The sequence below is a fragment of the Microbacterium gubbeenense DSM 15944 genome, assembly GCF_000422745.1.
Lineage (GTDB): Bacteria > Actinomycetota > Actinomycetes > Actinomycetales > Microbacteriaceae > Microbacterium > Microbacterium gubbeenense.
In genome coordinates, this window is the sequence record NZ_AUGQ01000074.1 from 1 (window position 1) to 1,103 (window position 1,103).

Consider the following 1,103-nt stretch of genomic DNA (forward strand, 5'->3'; position numbering starts at 1 on the left):
GCCAGTTTCGAAGCCGCGCCATGGCCCGGGAACTGCGCCGGCACGACATGGTCGGTTCGATGGGCCGAGTCGGCGCCGCGGGCGACAACGCAGCTATGGAGAGCTTCTGGTCGCTCCTGCAGACCAACGTCCTCAACCAGCAGCGGTGGACCACCCGGCAGGATCTGCGGCTCGCCATCGTCGTCTGGATCGAGCGGAAGTATCACCGGCAACGAGCCCAGGACTCCCTCGGCGGCTTGACCCCCATCGAGTTCGAGTCCAAGCTGGCCGAGCCGCTCACCCTCGCGGCCTAAACCACACCTGTCACCAGTTCGTTCCTCACGCCCCCCGTCGCTGGTCGCTCACCGGGGGTCGATCACGAAGCGCACTATCGCCTGGGCTATCGGACAGCTACGAGGCGAGCACGCGACCATCGCTGGGCTCGCCCGTCAGCTCGGAACATCGTGGAAGACCGTGTGGCGCGCCGTCGAGCCCGAACTCGTGTGCCTCGCCGCGGACGAATCCCGGTTCGATGGCGTCACGACGCTCGGTGTCGACGAGCATGTCTGGCATCACGTCGATCCACGCAAGCGCGGTCCGAAGGAACTGACGGGGATGGTCGACCTCACCCGCGACGAGCACGGCCGGGTGCGTGCGCGGCTACTGGATCTCGTACCCGGCCGGTCCGGGAAGGCCTACGCGACTTGGCTCGGTGAGCGCGGCGACGCGTTCCGGAAAAACGTGGAGGTGGCGGCGTTGGATCCCTTCGCCGGATACAAGACCGCGATCAACGACAAGCTGGAAGACGCTGTCGCGGTGCTCGACGCGTTCCATGTCGTGAAACTCGGCACCGCCGCGGTCGACGAGGTCCGCCGCAGAGTGCAACACGACACGCTCGGCCACCGCGGACGCAAGGGAGAGCCGCTCTACGGGATCCAGACCATCCTGCGCGCCGGAGCGGAGAACCTCACCGACAAGCAGCGAGTTAGGCTGGCCGCGGCGATCGAGGCAGATCCTGCGCACGACGAGGTGTTCGTTGCGTGGCAGTGCGCGCAGCAACTGCGATCCGCCTACCACGCGAAGGATCTCGCCGAGGGCCGCCGAATCGCGGAGCGAGTCGCCGA

At 67.3% G+C, this 1,103-nt stretch carries 1 protein-coding gene and 1 pseudogene; both read left to right on the plus strand.

Going from position 1 to position 1,103, the window contains the following annotated elements; genetic code table 11:
* A partial coding sequence (locus G510_RS0113380) for an integrase core domain-containing protein (protein ID WP_029154017.1) occupies positions 1 to 293 on the plus strand: 293 nt, incomplete at its 5' end.
* A gap of 34 nt (positions 294 to 327) precedes the next feature.
* A pseudogene (locus G510_RS17045) lies at positions 328 to 1,103 on the plus strand (ISL3 family transposase); the annotation flags it as partial.